Below are 20,077 nucleotides of genomic sequence, written 5' to 3' on the forward strand. Positions count from 1 at the left end.
CGGGGTTTGGCGGGGTGCCGAGTGACCTGGGCGACAGGGCGCGCAACGACAAGAGCAACCGCAAGATCGACAGCGGATGACGGGCAGCGACGGCGGCAACCAAGCGCAACTTATACCCGGCTAAACCCCAGGCGGGGCGGGCATCTCCAGACACCTGCTTCGGATCGCCGCGCCAGTCCTCGATCTCCAATGGCACCCCTTGGAGATCCTTTATCGGCGCGGGGTTTACAGAGGGTGACTGCCGGAACGCGGCTGGCGGCGGGCACGAAGCCCGCCCGGTGCACCGCCTTACAACTCGTCGTCGTCCTCGCCCGGCTCGTTGGGGTAGACCCTCACCAGCACGATGCGCGGGCCGACCATGCGCTTGACCACCACGTCGAAGGCGCCGAAGCCGATGCGCTGGCCCTCGTGGGGCAGGTCGCCGAGCTTTTGCAGGATCAGGCCGCCCACCGAATCGACGCCTGCCTCTTCGATGTCGATGCCCAGGGCCCGCTCCAGGGTGAAGATGGGCAGGCTGCCCTTGCCCATCAGGGAGCCGTCGTCGAGGCGGGTCCATTCGTTCTGGGACTGGCGGAACTCGTCGCGGATTTCGCCCACCAGGGCGCCGAGCAGGTTGTCCAGGGTGACGAAGCCCAGGGGGCGCTTGTCCTGGTAGGCCACCACGGCGAAGTGCGGCGCCCCTTCGCGAAAACGGCGGAACAAGGCCATGGCCGACTCGTTGGGCGAGACGAGCTGCACCGGCCGCACCAGGTCGTCCAGGCTGGTCAGGTCCTCGCGGCGTTGCAGGGCGATGAAGATGTCCTTGAGATGCAGCACGCCAATCACCAGCCCGTCCTCGTCCAGGTAGGGGTAGCGGCTGTAGCGCTGCTGCACGATGCGGTCCAGGTTGTCGGCCACCGGATCGTCCCGGCGCAGGGCCACCACTTCGCTGAAGGGCCGCATCAGGTCGGCCACGTCCAGGTCGCCGAAGTCCAGGGCCTGGGCCAGCACCCGCCATTCGGCCTTGGTGTAGTGGCCCTCGGAGCCGGAGGAACGCAGGATCAGCTTCAGTTCGTCGGCCGAATACTGGCTGTCCTGCCCCTTGGCCGAACCGCCCAGGCCGAGCACCCGCAACACCGTGGCGGCGCTGTGGTTGAGCACCCAGATGGCCGGGTACATGCCCCAGTAGAAGGCGTAGAGCGGCGGCGCGGTCCACACCGCGATGGCCTCGGAGCGGCGGATGGCCAGGGACTTGGGCGCCAGTTCCCCCACCACGATGTGCAGGTAGGAGATGGTGAAGAAGGCGAAGAAGAAGGAGATACCGTGGATCAGCTGTGCGCTGTCCAGGCCCAGGGCGGCAAGCAGGGGCTCCACCACCCGGGCGAAGGCCGGCTCGCCGATCCAACCCAGGCCCAGGGAGGCCAGGGTGATGCCGAGCTGGCAGGCCGACAGATAGGCGTCCAGGTCGCTGTGCACCCGGAGCAGGAAGCGGCCGCGCCACCCCCGGTTCTTGGCCAGGGCGCGCACCCGGGTGCCGCGCAACTTGACCAGGCCGAACTCGGCGGCCACGAAGAAACCATTGAGCAGCACCAGAAGCAGGGCTGCGACGATCAACAACAGGTTACTACCCATGAGCGGGACCGCGCCGTACCGCTGTCACGGGCCGTCCCTGTCCTTTCTCGGCACAAAGAGGGCCGTATTCTGCCGGAATTTTGCCGCCCCGTCCCCCTGGCAACGTCATGATGCGGCCGTCGAACCCGGCCGTTAAAGCCATATCCGGCGGGCATCGACGCCTTGTCATACCCCATCGTGCCCACCGCGCGCCTGCATTGCGCCTATGGCGCGGGAAGCACGACCGCCGTGGCGGATCAGGTCAGGCCGCCGGTCTGGCTGCCGTTGCGGATCAGACCCACGGCAATGCCCTCGATGGCCAGGGATTCATGCTCGGTATCGACGACGATGGGCTCGAACTCCGGGTTTTCCGGCAACAGGTGCACCACCCCTGCCGGCAGGCCGCGGTGCTTGAAGCGCTTGACGGTGACCTCGTCCCCCACCCGGGCCACCACGATCTGGCCATCCCGGGCCTCACCGGTGCGGTGCACAGCGAGCAGGTCCCCTTCCATGATGCCCACGTCGCGCATCGACAGGCCCCGCACCTTGAGCAGGAAATCCGCCCTGGGCGAGAACATGCCGGGGTCGATCTGGTAGCGCCCCTGGATGTGCTCCTCGGCCAGGATCGGGCTGCCGGCGGCCACGTTGCCCACCAGGGGCAGGCCAAGCTGCTGCACCAGGCGGATGCCCCGGGCGGCGCCGGGTTCGAGCACCAGCACGCCCTTCTTGGCCAGGGCCTTGAGGTGGTCCTCGGCGGCGTTGGGCGAGGCGAAGCCGAAGGCGCTGGCGATTTCCGCCCGGGTCGGCGGCGCCCCGAGGATTTCCAGGGTGTTGCGGATGAAATCGAGGATTTCCTGTTGGCGGGGGGTGAGCTTCATGGGCGGGCACTCCGGCAGGGACGGGCAAGACAGGGCGGGAATCGGCTGATGCGGCCGGGTACTGGCGCCGGCAGCGGCATTGCAGCATTGGTTGGCTGCGGCGTTGGCGGCGCTTTCACCCATTACTGTATTTTTATACAGCCAGGCAAAAATAACAACCCGGTGCCACTCCAGCGCACTCCCGCGGCATGATGCCGCCGGCGTCATGCCAACCCATGGGTATAATCGCCGCCCCATGGTCCCGTTCGCCCGCATCCTGTTCGCCCTGCTCCTCTGCCTGTCGTGCCCCGGCGCACTGCTGGCAGCCGCCGGGCCGCAATCGCTGGTGCTGGACGGCAAGACCCGCCACTTCAGCCTGGACAGCGGACAACTGTCGTTCCTGGTGGACAAGGGGGGCAAGCTGGACATCGGCCAAGTGGCCGCCCCCGAGACCCAGGAAAAATTCGCCCCCCTGCCCGGCAACCTGGGAGCTGGCTACGTGCGGGACGTGTACTGGCTGCGCTTCACTCTGGACCGGAGCGGCACGGCGCCGGTCGAGTGGATTCTCGATGTGCTGCCCACCTACTTGGACGACCTGCGCCTCTACGAGCCCGACGGGCACGGCGAGATGCGCGAGCACCGTTCCGGCGACCTGCTGCCCTTTTCCACCCGGGAGGTGGAATACCGGGGCTTCGCCTTCCGCCTCACCGTGCCCGAGGGCACCTCCGTCTATTACCTGCGCCTGCGCTCCACCAGTTCCATGGCCGCCATCCTGCAACTCTGGCAGGAAGCGGACTTCGCCCCGGCAGTGCAGCGGGAATACCTGTTCTTCGGGCTGCAATCGGGCCTGCTGTTCGCCTGCGCTCTGCTCAGCCTGATCACCTGGCTGGCGATCCGGGAACCCCTGCACCTGCAGTTCGGCGTCATGGTCCTGCTGGTGCAGTTGCTCGCCCTGACCCTGCATGGTTTCACCGCCCAATACCTGCTGCCCGACGATCCCGAGCTGGCGGGCTCCATGGTCGGCGTGCTGGTGGGGTTGAGCACTGGCATGATCTTCTTCTTTCTGCGGGAATTGCTGGAAATCCCCCGCTACCACCCGATACTCAACGTGGTGATGCTGATCGGCGTCGCCCTGGGCTTCATCACCGCCGCCAGCGTGCCCTTCGGGCTCTATTCCTACACGGCGCCGATCTTGATGTTCCTGCCCCTGCCCACCTACCTGTTCCTGCCCTTCGTCTTTCGCCGCCTGCTGCGCCAGCGGGGCCGCAGCGGCTGGATCGACGTGGCCGCCCTGGGCATGTACGTCGGCGTCAGCACCCTCAACGTGGCCGGGCTGGTGGGGCTGGGGCCCTTCCTGCTGTGGGTGCTGAACGGCAACCAGCTGATGACGCTGATCTACCTGCTGCTGTTCAACTTCAGCGTGCACATGCGTGTCGCCGAGGCCAACCAGCTGCGCATCCAGGCCCAGGAGGCCGTCGAGCGGGAACGACTGATACGGGACGACCAGACCCGTTTCCTGGCTATGATCGCCCACGAGCTGCGCACCCCCATCGCGGTGGTGTCGGCCGCCATGCAGAGCCTGCGGCTGCTCGACCCCCAGCCCGGGGAACCGCGCCAGATCCGCTACCAGCGCATCGAGGGCTCGGTGCGGCGCATGGATACCACCTTGCAGGCTTGCCTGACCGAAGACCGGATCATGACCGGCCGCTGGCTCACCAAGGTCGAGCGGATCGAACTGGATCGCCTGACCCTGGAGCTGATCGACGAAAGCGGCGACGAGGCACGGCGCCGCACCTGCATGACCCGGATCGGCAACCCGCCGGCGGTGGAAGGCGAACAGGCCCTGCTCGTGGTCGTCCTGCGCAACCTGCTCGACAACGCCCTCAAGTACGCTCCAGCCCCGGGGTCCATCGACATCAGCATCGAAGCCAGCACCCATGAAAAGCGCCCCGGGGTGCTGTGGCGCATCATCGACCACGGGCCGGGCCTCGCGCCGGAGCTGGCACGCAAGGTCTTCGACAAATACACTCGCGGCGGCGAAAACAGCGCCAAGCCTGGCCTCGGGCTCGGCCTCTACCTGTCGCGCCGCATCGTGCAATCCCATGGCGGCTGGCTCGACGCCGACCCGGACTACCGGGGCGGCGCCTGCTTCCGCTGCTGGCTTCCCCTCACCCCTCCCGACATCGCCTCACGCAAAACGGTATGAAACGGATCATCGTCGTCGAAGACAATGCAGACCTCCTGGATGAAGTCGTCTTCCACCTGCGTCACCAGACCGGCCACCAGATCAGCGGCGCCGGCGATGCCCGCAGCCTCTACGCCCTGCTGGACGCGGAAGGCGCCGACCTGGTGATCCTGGATCTGGGCCTGCCCGACGAGGACGGCCTGGAAGTCGCGCGAAAGCTGCAACAGCGGCCCAACCTGGGCCTCGTCATGCTCACCGCCCGGGGCAGCCTGGACGACCGGGTGCAGGGCCTGCTGGCCGGCGCCGACAATTACTTGGTCAAGCCCGTGGACATGCGCGAACTGGCGGCCGTGGTGGAAAGCGTGCTGCGCCGCCTGCCCTTCCCCACCGCCCTCGCTGCCGGCGCCTGGGTGCTCTATCCCACTCGCTGGCAACTGCGCGCCCCCAACGGCACCCTGCTGCCCCTCACCTCGTCGGAAAACCGGGTGCTCCACGCCCTGGCCGAAGCGGGCGGCGAGACGGTCTCGCGCCAGGAACTGGTGACCGCCCAGGGCAAAACCGGCCTGGATTTTGATTTCCGCCACCTGGAATCCATCGTCAGCCGCATGCGCCGCAAGCTCGACCCCCACGTTCCGTCGGGCAAATCGCCACTCAAGGCGGCCCGCGGCATCGGTTACGCCTTCATCGACCCGATTCTCATCGAGGGCTGAGGGGGTTTTCCCCCTGTTTTTCCTGGAAACATGACGCCCATGGCTGGCGATTCCTGACAAAACAGGGGGCTAATCGTGATTTTTTTCGTCTTTTCCAGCAAAAGCTAGCAAATGCCAGTTTTCGCCAGCTAACGGCAAGCGCTTTTTCTTACCATTCTCCGCAATCCTCCCCACCGCTGGGGGCGTCTGCCTTGGAGAATGAAAAAATGGCGAAAAAGCCGTTCCGCTCTGTCCGTACCGTTCTTTTCCCGCTCACCCTCGGCGCCGTTCTGGCCGGCTGCTCGACCCTGCCTCAGCCGCTTGCCCAGGACGAGCAAAAACAGATCACCAGTGCCGACCGGCAAGCCTCCCAGGCCGACGTCGAGCCCCTGGACCATCCCCTGACCCTGGCCGAAGCCATGGCCCGGGCCCTCAAGTACAACCTGGACCACCGCAACCGGCTCATGGAGCAGGCCGTGGCCATGGGGCAGCTCGACGTCAGCCGTTATGACATGCTGCCCAAGCTGGTGGCTTCCGCCGGCTATTCCGGCCGCAACAACGAGAGCATCTCCCGGGCCAAGGATTCGGTTACCGGCAAGCCCTCCCTGGCCAACCCCTACATATCCTCGGACAAGTCCCACACCACCACCGACCTGGGGCTGAGCTGGAACATCCTCGACTTCGGTGTCAGCTACTTCAACGCCAAGCAAAATGCCGACCGGGTGCTGATCGCCTCCGAACGCCGGCGCAAGGCCATGCACAACCTGATCCAGGACGTGCGCAGCGCCTACTGGCGCGCCGCCTGCGCCCAGAAGCTGGAAGGCGAGCTGCGCCAGACCATTGCCATGGCCGAAGCGGCCCTGGATGACTCCCGCAAGGCCGAAGGCGAGAAGCTGCGCAACCCGATGGATGCCCTGCGCTACCAGCGCACCGTGCTGGAAAACCTGCGCATCCTCGAGAGCATCCAGCAGGAACTGTCCGCCGCCCGCATCGAACTGGCCGCCCTGATCAACCTGCCCCCGGGCAGCGCCTTCCGCCTGGCCGAGCCGGGCGGCAAGGAACTCGCCCCGACCTACCAGGACCTGCCCGTCGAGGCCATGGAAGAAGCCGCGGTGGCCAACAACGCCGATCTGCGTGAACAGTTCTACAACGTGCGCATCACCGTGGCCGAGACCAAGAAGTCCATGCTCAAGATGTTCCCTGGCCTGAGCTTTAGCTACACCGGCAAGCACGATTCGAACAGCTACCTGATCAACAAGAGCTGGGAAGAAACCGGCGTCCAGCTCAGCTGGAACCTCTTCAACCTGCTGTCCGCCCCGGCCAACGCCCGCCTGTCCGAAGCCAACGAGAAGCTGGCCGAGCAAAAGCGCATGACCGTGCAGATGGCCGTGCTGGCCCAGGTGCACCTGGCCCGCCAGCAGTACGAGAACGCCTACCGCCTGTTCCAGCGCGCCGACGCCATCTGGTCGGTGGACCAGCGCATCTTCGAACACAGCGCCAACCGGGAAGAAGCCCAGACCCAGAGCAAGCTGGAGCGCATCTCCAACAACACCGCCGCCATCGTCAGCCTGCTGCGCCGCTACCAGGCCCTGGCCCAGGTCTATGCCGCCAATGGCAAGGTCCAGGCCACCCTCGGCCTGGAACCCCAGGTCGGTGACCTGAACACCCTGCCCCTGACCCAGCTGACCCCCCAGCTGGAACAGTCGATGAACCAGTGGAGCCAGGCCCTCCAGGCGCCCGTCGCACCGCCTCCCGCAGCAGCCGCGCCGGCCGCCCCGTCCGTGGCCGTAGCGCCCCCCGTCGCCGTTACTGCGGCAGCGATCGCGCCGGCCGCAGAGCCCGCCCAACCAGGCGATGCCAACGCGGCGGCCCAGCGTTTCTTCCTCGCCTCGTTCTCCCTGCCGGCCCGGGCTCCCAGCCTCAACTGGCAGACGGTGAGCCAGGCCGACTTCGCCTGGGTCGCCTCCGCCGGCGAAGCCACCGCCATCGCCAACGGCCGCCTGGTTCTGGGAGTCCCCCGCCAGGGCAAGCGCGAAGCGGTGATCGAGTGGACGGTCAGCGACGCCACCGGCCGCCCCCTCGGCCAGGTGCGCCACGTCGGCCAGCTGTCCAAACCCGCCACCGCCGCCGAGTGGCAGGCCCTCAAGAGCGGCGCCACCGCCGCCCTGGCCTCGGCCCAGTACCCGCAATGATGCCGCTGCGCACACCCCGTCGCTTCGGGGGGACGTTTCTGCTTCCCCTACTGGCCGCGACGCCCCTCGCCCTGGCCCAACCCGCCGCCCCCGCGGCGGGCGGCGCCCCTGCAACGGCACCAGCCAAGCAGACCCTGGAACGCCAGGAGATCCGCGCCCAGCTTTCGCCGCGCCGCTACACCACCCTGGGCGCCGAACTGGGCGCGAAGATCAACCGCATCACCGTCAAGGAAGGCGAACGCTTCAAGGCCGGCCAGGTGCTGGTGAGCTTCGACTGCTCGCTGCAAAGCGCCCAGTTGCAGCGCGCCAAGGCGGCCATGGCCGCCGCTGACAAGACCTACTCGGCCAACCGCCGCCTGGCGGAACTCAACTCCGTGGGCAAGGTGGAATTGGAAACCTCCGAGGCCGAAGTGGCCAAGGCCCGGGCCGACGTCAACCTGATGAACGCCACCCTGTCCAAGTGTTCCCTGGCCGCCCCCTTCTCCGGCCGCGTCGCCGAGCAGAAGGTGCGCGAGCAGCAGTTCGTCCAGCCCGGCCAGGCTCTCCTCGACATCCTCGACGACAGCACTCTGGAACTGGAATTCATCATCCCCTCCAAGTGGCTGTCCTGGCTCAAGCCCGGCACCGGCTTCAAGGTCCGCATCGACGAGACCGCCCGGGAATACCCGGCCAAGATCACCCGCATCGGCGCCCGGGTCGACCCGGTCAGCCAGTCGGTCAAGGCCGCCGCCGTCATCGACGGCAACTTCCCCGAACTGATCGCCGGCATGAGCGGCAAGATCCAGCTCGTTCCGCCCGCCGGCAATCCCTGAGCCGCGCCCGCCTCCATACCGCATTGACGTCCCCACTCCGGAGATCGCCATGAAAACCGCCGCTTCCACCTCCCAACGCCGCCTCGCCCGCCGGGCTCCCGCCCCCATGGCCCTGGAACCCCGCGTGATGTTCGACGGCGCCGCCGTGGACACGGCCGCCGCCGCTGTTGCCGCCGCCGAGCGCGCCGCCCAGGAGGCGGCGGCCAAGGAAAGCGCGGCAAACGCCGAGCGCCAAAATCAGGTAACCCAGACAGCCCAGGCAACCCAAGCGGCCCAGGCAACCGAGGCCGACAAGGCTGTCGGCGAGACGGCCAGGAGCGGCGGCCCCCGCCTCATCGCCCTGGGCGACCCTTCGGCCAACGGCGGACGGCGGGAAATCGTTTTCGTGGATTCGGCGGTCCCCGGGTGGCAGACCCTGGTGTCGAGCATGCATGCCGGCCTGGAGATCGTCCTGCTCGATTCCAGCCGGGACGGGGTGCTGCAGATCGCCGACTACCTCCAGGGTCGTACCGACATCGATGCGATCCACCTGGTCAGCCACGGTGAATCGGGCATGGCGGTTCTGGGCACGGCCCACCTGGATCACACCACGATCGGCGCCTATCAAGGCGCCCTGAGCGCCATCGGCGCCGCCCTCAATCCGGGTGCCGACCTTCTCCTCTACGGTTGTGACATCGCCAAGGACAGCGGCGGCCTCAGTTTCATCGGCGAGTTGTCTCAGGCGACCGGCGCGGATGTGGCGGCCTCCACCGACACCACCGGCGCCAGCGCCCGGGGCGGTAACTGGACCCTAGAAGCCCGCACCGGCGCCATCGAAACCGCGGCCCTGCTCCGTCCCGATGCCCTGGACGCCTACGCCGACACCCTGGCTCTGCCCGGCGCCCATACCGGCAGCACCGCCACCGGCATCTTCCTCGGCGGCAACTACATCGAGCTGGGCATCCGTACCGGAGACCAGATCGGCAAGTTCGGTACCAACGACAAGCCGGGCAATTTCGCCGGCCGCAAGGATTCGCTCCCGGGAATCGGCATGGTCGGCGATGCTGACGGTTTCGGCACGGGTGCCGACCTGCGCATCGACTACTTCCTGCCCGGCACCCCCGAAGAAGGCTTCTACGCCGGCTACAAGATCGGTGGGGTTGCCACGGAAGGCAAGAATTTCGGCCAGACCGTGGTGGACCAGTCCTCGGGGGACACCCTCTCGGCCAAGGTCACGGGCACCATCGGCGGCAACCTCAAGGTCGAGCAGGTCATTTCCTTCAACAAGGACGACCGTTTCTTCAAGAACACCGTCACCCTGACCAACGTCAGCGGCAGCATCCTCGATGCGGTGCGCTTCATGCGCAGCTTCGACCCGGACAACACCGAGGACATCGCCGGCGCCAGCGGCTTCACCACCACCCAGACCATCGAGCGCTCCTTCCAGGCGGGCGATTCGGTCGCCGTGGTCAGCGCCCGTAGCGCAGTCGGCGATGCCTACTACACTGCTGCCGGCAACAAGCAGGCCACCATCCTCTACTACTCCAGCGACAACCGGGCCCGGGTTTCCTATGGCACTTCCGGGCTTGCCCCCGCCGCCGGCATCTATGACAGCAACGTCTATAGCTCCGTTCCTGCCAAGGGCAGCACGCTGACCGCCGACTCCTACATTTCCATCGCCTTCGACGTGGGCACCCTGGCGGTGGGCCAGTCGGTCACCTTCACCTACTACACCTCCCTCGACAACCGGGACATCGCCACCATCCTCAGTGAAATTGCATCTGCGGATAACAAGGCATTCACCCCTATCCCCGAAGACCCGACGAGCAACCCGGGCCAGGCGGTGAGCACGGTTTTCGGCTCGCCCATCGCCGTGACCTCTGTGGACAACACCCACGGCACTTGGCAGTACTCCAGCGACGGCACCACCTGGAACAACTTCAGCAACACCACGGGTAGCGTGGTGAACATCGCCTCGTCGGCCCGTCTGCTCTCCAACACCGATCTGGTGCGTTTCGTCCCCGACGCTGACTGGAACGGTACCGCCAAGCTCAGCTACCGGACCTGGGACGGCGGCGGTTACACCTCCGGTGGTACTGCCGATGCCAGCGGCACCGGTGGCGGCCATTTCAGCGCCAACGCCGCCGACGCCAACCTGACCGTGACCCCGGTCAACGACCCGCCTGTCATCACCTCCGGCTCCTCCGCCACCGTTCCGGAAAATATCTCGACCAGCACCGTGGTCTACCAGGCCACGGCCTACGACGTGGACGTCGGCGACACCCTGACCTATGGCCTGAGCGGTACCGACGCCAGCGCCTTCAACATCAACGCCTCGACCGGTGCCGTAACCTTCAAGGCCAGCCCGGACTTCGAGACCAAGTCCAGCTACACCTTCAACGTGACGGTTTCCGATGGCACGGCGACCGTTACCAAGGCCGTCACCATCACCATTACCGACGTCAATGAGCCGCCGGTGTTCACGTCGGGCGGCAGCGCCAGCGTGCTGGAAAACGTCGCTCCGGGCACCGTGGTGTACCACGCCACCGCCACCGACCCGGATGCGGGGACGACCCTCACCTACAGTCTGAGCGGCGCGGACGCCGCCCTGCTCGACATCGACGCCCATACCGGCGTCGTCACCATCAAGGGCAGCCCGGACTACGAAACCAAGTCCAGCTACAGCTTCAACGTGGTGGTTTCCGACGGGGAACTCAGCGCGACCAAGGCGGTGGTGCTGAACATCATCAACGTCAACGAAGCCCCCATCCTCAGCAGCGGCCCCGACGTCACCTACAAGGAAAACGCCGCCAACACCCCGGTGCTCGTCGCCCCCGGCATCACCCTCTCCGATGACCTGTTCAACGGCAACCTGGGCGGCTCGGTGCTGACGGTGAACATCACCAACGGCCAGGCCGGCGACCAGCTGACCCTGCGCAACGAAGGCACCGGCCCCGGCCAGGTGGGGTTTTCCATCAACCAGAGCACCGGCGCCATCACCTATGGCGGCGTCGTCGTCGGCGTCTTTTCCTCCACCAACGAAGGCAAGAGCATCACCATCACCTTCGCCAGCAGCGTGCCGCCGGTGGTCAACCCGGCCAACGTGACCCGGCAGGCCGTCGAAGCGGTGATGAAGAACCTGCAGTTCTTCAATACCTCCCAGAACCCGGTGGTCGGCGACCGCAACCTGCACCTGAGCCTGAACGACGGCGGCGGCACGGCTAATGGCGGCGTCGCCGTGGGCAGCGTCGATTACACGGTGCATGTCGAGCCCACCAACAACGCGCCTACCGATATCGTCTTCGGCAACAGCGCCGGTAACGGGGCCTGGGGCACCACCAACGTCGCGCCCGGCCACAACCTCGTCACTGGCCTGGGCCACCCGACCGTCACCCCGGGCGAAAACGCCGACGGCCGCTACACCAACGCCGATTTCGGCAACATCCTCATTCCCATCGGCGACGACGGTTTCACCGCCATCAACGTCTCGGACGTGTTCCCGGACGGCTTCAACTTCTGCGGCAAGACTTACACCGGCGGCCAGTTTTACGTCGGCTGGAACGGCTACGTCACCTTCGGCCAAGGGATGACCTCCTACACGCCGAGCGGCATCAGCCAATCCACCGTGCCTATCATCGCCCCGATGTTCCTCGACTTCGACACCCGGGGCGGTAAGTCCACCGCCAACTGGGGAGCCGACGGCGGCAATTCCACCGGGTCGAACCGCATCTACGTCGCCAAGGACCCGGTCAACAAGGTGGTCACCATCACCTTCGACGACGTGGGCGAATACAGCAACCGGACCAACGTGGCCAATGCCTTCCAGATCCGCCTCTGGGACAAGGGCAACGGCGACTTCGACATCGAGTTCCGCTACGAGCAGGTGGGCTGGGCCCAGCATGGCGCCTGGACCTCGGCCGGCTGGTCGGCCGGCGACCGCAAGACCTATTCGGAAATCGAAGGGTCCATGACCTCCCAGATGAGCAACCTGGCGAGCATGAGCAACATCGGCCAGGCCGGCGTCTTCCTCTGGCAGGTGCGGGACGGCGGCGTGCGCACCGCCGGGGTTGCCGTCACCGAGAACAGCCCCCCGGGAACAGTGATTACTCCCCTGTCCACCGCCGACGTGGACGACACCAACTTCACCTACCAGATCAAGCGCGCCGACGGCACCTATGGTGACAGCGACGGCTACTTCAAGGTGGTGAAGAACGCGGCCGGCACCTGGGAACTGCAGGTCGCCCCTGGAGCGAACTTCGACTACGAAACGGCCCAGTCCCACACCGTCACCCTGCGCGTCACCGACAGCGGTGGCGGCGAAGGGCCGGGCCACGAGCTGTCGTTCGAAAAGACCTTCACCATTCCGGTGATCGACGTCAATGAAGCGCCCAGCGCCATTTCCCTGTCGGGGCACACGGTGGTGGAAAACAGCGCCGGCGGCACCATCATCGGCACCCTGGGCACCACCGACCAGGATGCGGGCGATGCCCACACCTACAGCATCGTCGGCGGCGACATGGACAAGTTCGCCATCTCCGGCAACCGTCTGATCGTCAAGCCCGGCGCCAACATCGACTACGAGACGGCGCGCACCCATACGGTCACCATCCGCACGACCGACAAAGGCGGCCTGACCTTCGACCAGACCTTCGTCATCGACGTGGAGAACGTCTACGAGCCGGTCTGGTTCGACAGCAACGGCGCCCGCAACAGCTACACCGAAAAAGCCGCACCGACGATCATTGACGGCAACATCCGCCTGCTCGCGCCGGAGAACAACTTCAACGGCGGTTACCTGCAGGTGGCCCTCAACGGCAACGGCGAGGCTACGGACAAGCTGACGGTGGTGGGCAACGCCGACAACCTGATCAACATCAGCGGCAACAACGTCACCTACAACGGCACCGTCATCGGCACCATCGACGCTACCGAGAACGGCCTGGGCGGCCAGCCCCTGCGCATCCGCCTGAATGGTGCGGCCAACGTCGAATCGGTCCAGGCCCTGGCCCGCAGCATCGGTTTCTCGTCCACCTCGAACAACCCGAGCGCGGCCCAGCGCACCATCCAGTTCACCCTGAGCGACAGCATCAGCCAGGCGACCAAGCAGGCCCACATGGACGTGGTGCCGGTCAACGACCCGCCGGTGGCGGGCCTGCCCGGCACGGCCATGGTCACGGAACGGACCAACGCCGACCCGAGCGCCACCACCTACATCCGCGGCCTGTCGGTGACCGACGTGGACGAAACCGGCGTGATGACCGTGGTGCTGTCCAGCCGCGACCTGGGGGGCGGCAACCGCTACGGCAGCTTCACCCTGGATACCACCATCGCCGGCGGCCTGCGCGCCACCGACATCACCGGCAACGGCACCGGCCAGGTGACCCTGCGCGGCACCCTGGCCCAGATCAACGCCACCTTGGGTGCCTCCAACGGGGTCGCCTATACCCCGGGTCTGGCCCGGGATTCGGTGGAAACCGGCAACGACCGGCTCACCCTGTCGGTGACCGACAGCGGCGGCCTCAACGCCACACGCAGCGGCGACATCCTCGTCATTCCCGGCGCTCCCACCGCCCACAGCCAGAACTACGTGGCCGAGGAAGACAGCAGGGCGATCAGCGTCGACCTGTCCCGTCTGGTGGTGGACCTCAACCTGACCAACGCACATTACTTCCTGGGAACGCCAGTACCCGGCATGCCGGATCTGATGAAGAACTTCGGGCCCGACGAAGCAATTCTGGATGGCAATGGCAACCTGGCGGGTTACCGCCTGGCCCACGGCAACCTGATGCTGCAGCCCGGCACCACCCTCGATCAGGGCAAGTTCGTCTACACCCCCGACCCGGACTGGAACGGGTTCGAGACCTTCCACTACTACTTCCAGAACTCGCAGCAGTCGTCCGAAATGGCCCAGATCCGCATCTTCATCACTCCGGTGAACGATGCCCCGGTCAACGTCACGCCGCCCGCACTGAGCGGCGACCTGCGCGAGGATGGCACCCTGCGCCAGAACGGCACGGTGACCGGACACGGCACCTGGAACGACGTTGATACCCCCCTGTCGGAGCTGACCTACCGTTACCAGTGGCAGATCGCCGACGACGCCAGCGGCACCAACCTGCGCGACATCGACGGCGCCACCCTGGCCCAGTACAAGGTCAGCGGCGCCGACATCGGCAAGTTCGTCCGGATCAAGGTCATCGCCAACGACGGCGAGCTCGATTCCCAGCCCGCTTACTCCGCCTTCAAGCAGGTGACCAACGCCGACCCGGTGCTGGCCAACCCGCCTGTGCTGCCCGCGGCCACCGAATCGGTGCCCTTCAACGTCACGCTGCCGGCGAACACCTTCACCGACAGCGACGGCGACACCCTGACCTACCGGGCCACCCGGGCCGACGGCAGCCCCCTGCCCACCTGGCTCCACTTCGACCCCGCCACCCGGACCTTCTCCGGCACCCCCGAGGGCGGCGACATCGGCGACCTGTCGATCAAGGTGACGGCCACCGACGGCGGCTACCATCCCGCCTCGGCCACCTTCACCCTGCGCGTCGTCGGCGTTCCCCCGGTCCGGCCAGAAGCCCCCGCCACCCCAGGTGGCGGCGGCCAGCCTGGCGGTACGCCTCCCACGCATCCCGGCACCACCGGCGTGCCGCCGGGCCTGCCTGGCGTTCCCGGCGACGGTCCGGGGCACCCGGGCATCCCGGGCACGGGCGGCGGCACCGGCGGCCACCCCGGCGAACCGAGCACCATCCCGGGCTCCCCGGGCGGTCTGCCCCCGGTCATCGAGCTGCCGGGCCACGGCGGCATTCCGGGTTACAACCCGCCGGCAACCACCGGCGGCATTCCCGGCGAACGACCGGGCGGCGGCGGTGGCTTGGGTGGCGAAACGGGTACCGGCACTGGGACCAGCACGGGTACCGGGGCTGGCAGCAACGCCGGCACAGGTACGGGTGCCGGCAACGGCCGCGGCCAGAACGAATCTGGCGGCAACGGCCAGGGCAGCAATGGTTCGGCGGGTTCCTCCGCATCGGCGGGCAACCGGACCGTGGCCGGCCTGGGCAACCAGGAAGGCCTGACCCGGGCCGAAGGCTTCCAGATTCTGGTGCGCAGCGGCAACGAAAGCGATACCCAGTCCCTGCGGCCGGGCCGTACCCTGGACGACCAGGACCTGCCGATCAACAAGCTGTTCAAGGTCAGTGTGCCGGTGGATGCCTTCGTCCACACCAAGACCGATGCGGTGATCACCCTCCACGCCACCCTGTCGGACGGCACCCCGCTGCCCCCGTGGGTCGAGTTCGACGGCGGCAAGGGGGTGTTCCGCGGCACGCCGCCCCTGGGCTACGAAGGCGACCTGGAAGTCGTCATCACCGCCCGGGACAGCAATGGCAACGTGGCCACCCAGCGCTTCCGCATCCGCGTCGGCGACGCCACGGTCGGCAAGGCCGCGCTAAGCGAGCAGCTGCGCAGCGCGGGCAGCCACGCCCGCCACGCCGAGCGGCTGAATCTGGTCAAACTGGCCCGGGCGGCCACGGTAGCCAAGCGCGCCGCCTGAGCCCGAATCAATCACCTCACGCCGGGAGGCCTTGGCTTCCCGGCAATTTTTTTGAGCATCGAAGTGGCCAGAAAGCAATTTCTCTTTCTCGCACCGCGTCCCCGCTGGATGCGGCGCCTTGTCCTGACCTCCCTGTTCGGCCTAGCTCTGACCCAGAACCTCTCGCTGCCCGCCGCGGTACCCGGCCTGGGGGGATTCCACGGGAAAGCCGAGGCCATGGCGGTGGAGCAGCCCACTCCAACCAAGATTCCGGATACCTCCCACGCCGGAGAGCGCCCCCCCGGCACCAACGTAAAAGCGGCCGCCACCGCTCCGCGACCACCCCGCCACCGCACCGCCCCATCGGACTGAACGTCCGCCTGCCATGACGCCGCACCATTCCGCCCCAACCGCCCCCGAGGGCGAAGCCCCCAACGTCGAAGCCCTGGCCCTCGGCACCCTGCTCCACCTGGCCCGCCGGGCCCGCCATGCCACGGCCCCGACGGAACTGGGCTTCATCATGGTCAACGAAACCAACGCCCTGGCAGCCTACCGCCAGGGCGTCCTCTGGTTCGCCGACCGGGGGGTGGCCAGCCTGTCCGGAGTGGTCTCCCCGGAAGCCAACGCTCCTTACGTGCAATGGCTGGAACGGGTGTGCGCCGCCTTCGATGCCGCCGAGGGAAAAGGTCCCCGGGCGGTGGACGCCCGCCAGCTCCCCCCCGAGCTCGCCGCCGAATGGCAGGAATGGCTGCCCAGCCACGCCCTGTGGCTTCCCCTGCCGGCCGTGACCGCATCCCGCCGTCAGGATGAAGTGCCGCAGCATGGCGCCCTGCTGTTGGCCCGGGACGGTGAATGGAGTTCCGGTGAAGCCGGCCTGCTGGCCGAATGGGCCGACATCTGCGCCCACCGCTGGGCCGATCTGCGCCGGCCGTCTACGGCCTCGCGCCTGCGGCAACTGCGCACCCAGCTGGCCGAAACCTTGCCCAGCAGCGAACAGATGCGTGCCCTCTGGCATACGCTGCGCAGCCCCCGGGCTTGGTGGCACGGTATCTCGGCAGCGGCCGGACGGTTCGCACGCCTGCCCTGGCGCGACCTGACCCTGACCCTGGTCCGCCCCTGGCGCTGGGGCGCCCCCCTGCGCCGTGCCGGCCAGGCCCTGGTGAACGGCTGCCGGACCACCTGGCGACGCCCCCGCCGCCGCTACACGGCCCTGGCCCTGCTTTTCCTGTGTTTTCCCGTGCGCCTCACCATCCTGGCCCCCGGCGAATTGGTGCCGGCCCATCCGGCAGTGATCCGGGCGCCCCTGGAAGGCACGGTGGACAAGTTCTTCGTATCGCCCAACAGCCGGGTCAAGGCCGGCGATGCCCTCTTCCAACTCGACCTGACCACCTTGGAATCCCGCCTCCAGGTCGCCCGCCAGGGCCTGGCCACGGCCGAGGCCGAATACCGCCAGTCGGCCCAGCAGGCCGTGTTCGAAGCCAAGAGCAAGGCCCAACTGGCCTTGCTCCAGGGGCGCATCGCCGAGCGTCGGACCGAGGCCGAGTACCTGGAATCCCAACTGGCCCGCGCCCAGGTGACCGCCCCCCTGGATGGCATCGCCTTGATGGACGACCCGAGCGAATGGGTGGGCAAGCCGGTGAACACCGGCGAACGCATCATGACCGTGGCCGACGAGCACGACGTGGAGGTGGAAGCCTGGATCACCCTGGGGGACGGCATTGCCCTTCCCGAGGATGCAGCAGTGACCCTCTACCTCAACGCGGCCCCCCTCTCCCCCGTTTCAGCCCGGGTGCGCTACTACGCCCACGAGGCGGTGCCCCGCCCCGATTCCAGCTACGCCTACCGGCTGCGCGCCCGCCTCGAACCCGGTGAGACCCCGCCCCGGGTAGGCATGAAGGGCACCACCAAGATTCGCGGCCCCTGGGTGCCCCTGTCCTACTGGGTGCTGCGTCGTCCCCTGGCCATCCTGCGACAGGTGACCGGCCTATGAGCGTCACCCCGGCCAGCACGCCCCTGCTCCCGCTGCGCGAAGAACTGACCCTGCACCCCGGACCGGCGGCCGCCGACGGCGCCCCCACCTGGAGCCTCCAGGACCCGGTGCGCAACGCTTTTTTCCGCATCGACTGGCCCACCTTCGAAATCCTCTCCCACTGGCACCTGGGCACGGCCGAGGCCATCGCCGAAGCCGTCGGCGCGGCCACCACCCTGCACCTGGAAAGCGACGAGGTGCTGGCGGTGATGCGCTTTCTCCAGGAAAACCAGCTGTGCCGGGTGGACGGCCCCGGCGGCACGGCCTGGCTGGTGGAGCGGGAAAAGGCCACCCACAGCACCGTCACCCAGTGGCTGCTGCACCACTACCTGTTCTTCCGCCTGCCCCTGGTACGCCCCGACGCCTGGCTGAAGCGGATGCTGCCCAAGGTCGAGATGTTCTATGGCCGCGGCTTCTTCCGCCTCACTGGCCTAGTCCTGCTGCTCGGGCTGGTGGAGGTCTACCGGCAGTGGGAAACCTTTTCCGCCACCCTGGTGGACACCCTGAGCTGGAAAGGCGCCGCCGGCTATGCCGTGGCCCTGGTATTCGTCAAGATCCTGCACGAACTGGGGCACGGTTTCACCGCCCGCCGCCTGGGCTGCCGGGTTCCGGCCATGGGCGTGGCCTTCCTGGTGATGTGGCCGGTGGCCTACACCGACGTCAACGAAGCCTGGAAGCTCACCCGGCGGCGCGACCGCCTCGCCGTAGGCGCTGCCGGCATCGTCACCGAATCGGTGGTGGCCGCCTGGGCCACCCTGGCCTGGGCCCTGCTGCCCGACGGCACCCTGCGCGGCGTGGCCTTCATGCTCGCCACCACCACCTGGATTTCGACCCTGGCGATCAACGCCAGCCCGTTCATGCGCTTCGACGGCTATTTCCTGCTGTCGGACTGGCTCGATTTCCCCAACCTGCACAGCCGGGCCTTCGCCCTGGCCCGCTGGGACATGCGCGAACGCCTGTTCGCCCTGGGCGAGCCTGTACCCGAGCACCTGCCGCCCGCCCGCCAGCGCAGCCTGATCCTGTTCGCCTGGGGAGTGTGGATCTACCGCCTGACCCTGTTCCTCGGCATCGCCGCCATGGTCTATTACATGTTCTTCAAGGCCCTGGGGTTGTTCCTCTTCGCCGTGGAGATCGGCTGGTTCGTGCTCAAGCCCCTGTGGAGCGAGATCAAGGAGTGGCGGGAACGCTGGCCCCGTATCCGGCAAAGCCCCCGAGCCCGGCGCAGCGCCTGGATCGCCGCCGCCATCGTCCTGGTGGGCCTGGTACCGTGGAACTTCCAGGTGGGCAGCCAGGGCGTGCTGCGTACCGCCCGCCATTACCCCCTGTTCGCCCCCGGCAGCGCCCGGGTGGTGTCCCTGCCGGTGCCCGCCGGCACCCGGGTCGCCGCCGGCACGCCGCTGGTGGTGCTGGAATCGCCCGATGCCGAATACCGGTCCCGGCAATCCACCCAGCGGGTCGAGCGCCTCGGCTGGCAGGTGGACGTGGCAGGCTTCGACGACACCCTGCGCGCCCGCCAGTTGATCACCCAGGAAGAACTGGCCACCGCCGTCAGCGAACAGGACGGCGCCGAACGGGAGCGGGGCCGCTACGTTCTGGCCGCCCCCTTCGACGGCGTGCTGCGCGACCTCCAGCCGGACCTGCGACCCGGCGACTGGGTCAGCCGCATCGAACCCCTGGCAGTTCTCACCGACCCCGGCCAGTGGCAGGTGGAAACCTACCTGAGCGAGAGCGAGGTGGCCCGCATCCAGGTCGGCGACGGCGGGCGCTTCTATCCCGAAACCCGCGGGCTGCCCACCTTGGGCCTGCGCGTGGCCAGCGTGGACCGGGACGCCACCCGTGCCCTGTCCGACCCCATCCTGGCCAACAGCCACGGCGGCGAGCTGATCGTGCGCGAACGCAAAGGCCAACTGGTGCCCGACCATGCGGTCTACCGGGTGGTGTTGCGGGTCGAGGATGCCGCCGGTGCCCGGGAGGCCGACAAGGTTCAGCGCGGCCATCTGGTGATCTACGGCACTCCCAAGACCCTGCTCGGCGACTTCCTGCGCACCGCCCTGGCCGTGCTGGTACGGGAATCGGGCTGGTAGCAGGCGACCTCCCGCCCCGGGCGGCACCGGCGCGGCCCCGTGCCATGCTTCCTGCAGCCGGGGCGCCAACAGTGCGATAATCCGCGCCGGCTGACGCCTGCCGAGATCGTCGTCCACCGATTTTTCACCGCC

10 protein-coding genes are annotated in these 20,077 nt (G+C 67.6%); 8 read left to right on the forward strand and 2 right to left on the reverse strand.

What is annotated here, in order from left to right; all coding sequences use genetic code 11:
• Window positions 1-288: 288 nt before the first annotated feature.
• Both V7Z98_RS01205 and lexA read right to left on the reverse strand, forming a co-directional pair.
• Window positions 289-1,611, reverse strand: a complete 1,323-nt coding sequence (locus tag V7Z98_RS01205; protein WP_293261411.1) for a hemolysin family protein — start codon at window positions 1,609-1,611, stop codon at window positions 289-291.
• A 236-nt stretch (window positions 1,612-1,847) separates the two neighbouring features.
• Complete coding sequence (gene lexA, locus V7Z98_RS01210) at window positions 1,848-2,468, reverse strand: transcriptional repressor LexA (RefSeq protein WP_293261414.1); 621 nt, start codon at window positions 2,466-2,468, stop codon at window positions 1,848-1,850.
• 235 nt (window positions 2,469-2,703) lie between these two features.
• Here lexA and V7Z98_RS01215 point away from each other — a divergent pair, with 235 nt between their 5' ends.
• The 8 genes from V7Z98_RS01215 to V7Z98_RS01250 all read left to right on the forward strand — a co-directional run bounded on the left by V7Z98_RS01215 (window position 2,704) and on the right by V7Z98_RS01250 (window position 19,945).
• Window positions 2,704-4,653, forward strand: coding sequence for a sensor histidine kinase (locus V7Z98_RS01215; protein WP_293261417.1), 1,950 nt, complete (start codon window positions 2,704-2,706; stop codon window positions 4,651-4,653).
• The gene (locus V7Z98_RS01220) at window positions 4,650-5,342 is read left to right on the forward strand and encodes a response regulator transcription factor (protein ID WP_334156675.1); all 693 of its coding nucleotides are present in this window, start codon (window positions 4,650-4,652) and stop codon (window positions 5,340-5,342) included. Before V7Z98_RS01215 ends, V7Z98_RS01220 begins: the two co-directional genes overlap by 4 nt.
• Before the next feature lie 206 nt (window positions 5,343-5,548).
• Window positions 5,549-7,513, forward strand: coding sequence for a TolC family protein (locus V7Z98_RS01225; RefSeq protein ID WP_334156676.1), 1,965 nt, complete (start codon window positions 5,549-5,551; stop codon window positions 7,511-7,513).
• The gene (locus tag V7Z98_RS01230; protein WP_334156677.1) at window positions 7,510-8,325 is read left to right on the forward strand and encodes an efflux RND transporter periplasmic adaptor subunit; all 816 of its coding nucleotides are present in this window, start codon (window positions 7,510-7,512) and stop codon (window positions 8,323-8,325) included. The genes V7Z98_RS01225 and V7Z98_RS01230 overlap by 4 nt, the downstream gene beginning before the upstream one ends.
• Window positions 8,326-8,374: 49 nt before the next feature.
• Window positions 8,375-15,853: a DUF4347 domain-containing protein gene (locus tag V7Z98_RS01235; RefSeq protein WP_334156678.1), complete on the forward strand. Its 7,479-nt coding sequence runs from the start codon at window positions 8,375-8,377 to the stop codon at window positions 15,851-15,853.
• Between the two features lie 108 nt (window positions 15,854-15,961).
• The gene (locus tag V7Z98_RS01240; RefSeq protein WP_334156679.1) at window positions 15,962-16,204 is read left to right on the forward strand and encodes a hypothetical protein; all 243 of its coding nucleotides are present in this window, start codon (window positions 15,962-15,964) and stop codon (window positions 16,202-16,204) included.
• Between the two features lie 13 nt (window positions 16,205-16,217).
• The gene (locus tag V7Z98_RS01245; RefSeq protein ID WP_334156680.1) at window positions 16,218-17,822 is read left to right on the forward strand and encodes an efflux RND transporter periplasmic adaptor subunit; all 1,605 of its coding nucleotides are present in this window, start codon (window positions 16,218-16,220) and stop codon (window positions 17,820-17,822) included.
• Entirely contained in the window at window positions 17,819-19,945 is a 2,127-nt protein-coding gene (locus V7Z98_RS01250) for an HlyD family efflux transporter periplasmic adaptor subunit (RefSeq protein ID WP_334156681.1), read from the forward strand. The genes V7Z98_RS01245 and V7Z98_RS01250 overlap by 4 nt, the downstream gene beginning before the upstream one ends.
• Window positions 19,946-20,077: the final 132 nt, after the last annotated feature.

It is taken from the genome of Oryzomicrobium sp., from assembly GCF_036820405.1.
In the GTDB taxonomy this organism is placed as follows: domain Bacteria; phylum Pseudomonadota; class Gammaproteobacteria; order Burkholderiales; family Rhodocyclaceae; genus Oryzomicrobium.